The 2,964-nt window shown below is 71.4% G+C and carries 3 protein-coding genes; all 3 read right to left on the bottom strand.

Translation table 11 applies throughout. The features are described 5' to 3' along the window. Nucleotides 1–467 (bottom strand): chaplin (locus tag HW445_RS34175; protein WP_180223130.1); only part of this gene is annotated, 467 nt, incomplete at its 3' end. 130 nt (nt 468–597) lie between these two features. Continuing rightward, nucleotides 598–849 carry a chaplin gene (locus HW445_RS24625; protein ID WP_306673353.1) on the bottom strand — a complete coding sequence of 84 codons (252 nt, stop codon included), beginning with the start codon at nt 847–849 and terminating at the stop codon, nt 598–600. A 186-nt stretch (nt 850–1,035) separates the two neighbouring features. After that, entirely contained in the window at nt 1,036–2,955 is a 1,920-nt protein-coding gene (locus HW445_RS24620; RefSeq protein WP_180223131.1) for a long-chain fatty acid--CoA ligase, read from the bottom strand. Nucleotides 2,956–2,964: the final 9 nt, after the last annotated feature.

Genomic DNA, 2,964 nt, shown 5'->3' with positions numbered 1-2,964 from the left:
GGGGCCGGCGGCACCGAGCGGTCGCCCGCCGGCGGCTTCTCGTCGTCGTCGGCCGGCGGCTTCTGGCCGTCGTCCGTCGGAGGCTTGTGGTTGTCCGTCGGCGGCTTGTGGTTGTCCGTCGGAGGCTTCTCCTGGCCGGGCGCCGGAGGCTTGTCGTGGCCGTAGCCCGGAGGGTCCTCGTGGCCGTAGCCGGGCGGGTTGTGCGGGTGGTGGCCGCCACCCGGGTTCCCGCGGTCGTCCTCGTCGTCGATCTCCACGTCGGTCACACAGGTGTTGCCGATCGCGGGGTTGAGGAGGGCGATGATGTCGATCGTGTTGCCGCAGACGTTCACCGGGATGTTGACCGGAACCTGGATCACGTTGCCGGACACGACACCGGGGGAATTCGCGGCCTGCGCCTCCGCCTCGGAGTCGGCGAAGGCCGGGGCGCCGTAGGCGGCGAGGAGGCCGGTTGCGGCTGCGGCCATGACCGCGCCCCTGCTCAGAGACTGTCGCACTACTGGTGGTCTTCCTGCTCGGAGAATCGGAGAGGGCCGACCCAGGCACACCCCGAGGGAACGCCGGAGCCGGCCCGGGTACAGCCGAGTGGCCTGTACGTCAGTTGATGACGCAGACGTTGCCGATGGCGGGGTTCAGCGCACCGATCACGTTGATCGTGTTGCCACACAGGTTCAGCGCGATCTCGACCGGAACCTGGATGACGTTGCCGGAGACCACGCCCGGGGAGCCGACGGCCTGCCCCTCGGCCTCGGCGTCGGCGAAGGCCGGGGCGGCGAAAGAAGCCGCCATCAGGGCGCCCGCGACGACAGCAACGCTCTTCTTCATGAAGTTTCCCTTCTCAACGGTCATGCCCCTGTGTCGGCCGGAACCGAGTGTGTCGGCCGGATCCGAGCGAGCTCACTGGTACGGCTCGCACCATGACCTGCCGAGAAGTAGAACGAGGTGACCGCCGGGAGGAAACTCCGCAGAACGCACCATCCCGGAATTCACTCGAATGCCAGGTTTTATGTGACGAATTGACAGGCGGTCGCCGCCTCAGGGAGTCCTGCGGTAGATCTCCTCGATCTGCTCCTTGTGGACCTCGGCGACCGCGTGCCGCTTGACCTTGAGCGAGGGGGTCAGCAGGCCGTTCTCCTCGTTCCACTCCCCCTCGACGAGGACGAAGGCGCGGACCGACTCGGCGCGCGAGACGGCCCGGTTGGCGTGGTCGACGGCCAGCTGCACCTGGGCGCGGATCTCCTCGTCCCGGATCACCTCGGACATCGGCGTGCCGGCCGGCCTGCCCCGCACGGAGAGCCAGTGGGCGACCGCCTCCGGGTCGAGGGTGACCAGCGCGCCGACGAAGGGGCGGTTGTCGCCGACCACCATGCACTGGCCGACCGGCGACCGGCTGCGCATCCGGTCCTCCAGCACCGCCGGGGCCACGTTCTTGCCGCCGGCGGTGACGATCAGGTCCTTCTTGCGGCCGGTGATGGTGAGGTAGCCGCCCTCGTCCAGGGCGCCGAGGTCACCGGTGGCGAACCACCCGTCGCGCAGCACCGCGTCGGTGGCCTCGGGGTTGTTCCAGTAGGAGCCGAAGACGATGCCGCCCTTGACCAGCACCTCGCCGTCCTCGGCGATCCGGACCGCCGTGCCGGGCACCGGGCGGCCGACCGTGCCCGGGCGCGGTTCCAGCGGCGGGACGACGGTGGCGGCGGCGGTGGTCTCGGTGAGTCCGTACCCCTCGTAGATCAGGACGCCGGCGGCGTAGAAGAAGAGGTTGAGTTCGCGGTCGAGGGGTGATCCGCCGCTGATGGCGTAGCGCAGTCGGCCGCCGAGCTCCTTGCGGACGCGGCGGTAGACCAGCAGGTCGTACAGGGCCCATCCGGCCCACAGGGCGAGGCCGGGCCCCTCGCCCCGGTCCAGGAAGCGGCGCAGGTGGGCCTCGGCGAAGCGGACCCCGAGGCGCTCGGCGCGGTCGAAGGAGGCACCACGGCCGATCTTCTCCGCGGTGGCCCTGCCGGTGTCGCGGATCTTCTCGAAGAGGTAGGGCACGCCGACCAGGAAGGTGGGCCTGAACTCGCGGAACAGCGGCCGGAGCTCGTCGGGCTTGATACTGGGGCTGTGCCCCAGTTCGATGCGGGCGGCCAGGCAGGCGATCTGGATGGTCCGGCCGAGGATGTGCGCCAGCGGCAGGAAGAGGAGGGTGGACGCCGCCCGGCCGGTGGCCGCCTTGAAGACCGGGTGCAGCAGTTCGACGGTGTTGACCGCCTCGGCGTGCAGGTTTCCGTGGGTGAGCACGCAGCCCTTGGGGCGGCCCGTGGTGCCCGAGGTGTAGCAGAGGGTCGCGATGCTGTCGGGGCCGAGCACGGCGCGGCGTCCGGTCACCGCGGCGTCGGGCGTCTCCCGCCCCAGCACGGTGAGTTCGGCGATGCCGCCGCCGTCGATCTCCCACAGCCGCAGGGGCTCGGGATGAACGCCCTGCAGGACGGTGGCGGCGAGTTCCCCGTTCTCCACGACGGCGAACCGGGCGCCGGAGTCGTTGACGATCCACTCCACCTGCTCCGCCGAGGAGGTCGGGTAGACGGGCACGGTGCGCCCGCCGGCCGCCCAGACCGCGAAGTCGAGGAGGGTCCACTCGTAGCGGGTCCGCGACATCACGGCGACGCCGCCCCCGGGTTCCAGGCCGGCCGCGATCAGGCCCTTGGCGACGGCGGTCACCTGGCGGGCGAACTCCCCGGCGGTCACCGGCGTCCAGGTGCCGTCCTCGCCCCGGCGGCGGAGCACCACGGCGTCCGGCGCCTCGGCGGCGTTGGTGAACGGCAGGTCCGCGATGCTGCCGTGCGCGAGCGGCGCGGCCAGCGCGGGCGTGCGCGCCTCGCGCACGACACCGTGTTCGTCCCGGACGGTCTCGACGGTGGCGGCCCTGCCGCCCACGCTCCGCCGTGCCCGCTTCATCTCCTTGCGTACGCCCATGTGCGCTCC

Source organism: Streptomyces sp. UH6 (assembly GCF_013421635.1).
Lineage (GTDB): Bacteria > Actinomycetota > Actinomycetes > Streptomycetales > Streptomycetaceae > Streptomyces > Streptomyces abyssomicinicus.
This window is presented reverse-complemented; position numbering and strand designations above follow the sequence as displayed.

What these genes read in the sequence shown, in the direction of transcription:
- HW445_RS24625 (WP_306673353.1), bottom strand. Translation starts at nt 849, where the DNA reads ATGACCGTTGAGAAGGGAAACTTCATGAAGAAGAGCGTTGCTGTCGTC.
- HW445_RS24620 (WP_180223131.1), bottom strand. Translation starts at nt 2,955, where the DNA reads ATGGGCGTACGCAAGGAGATGAAGCGGGCACGGCGGAGCGTGGGCGGC.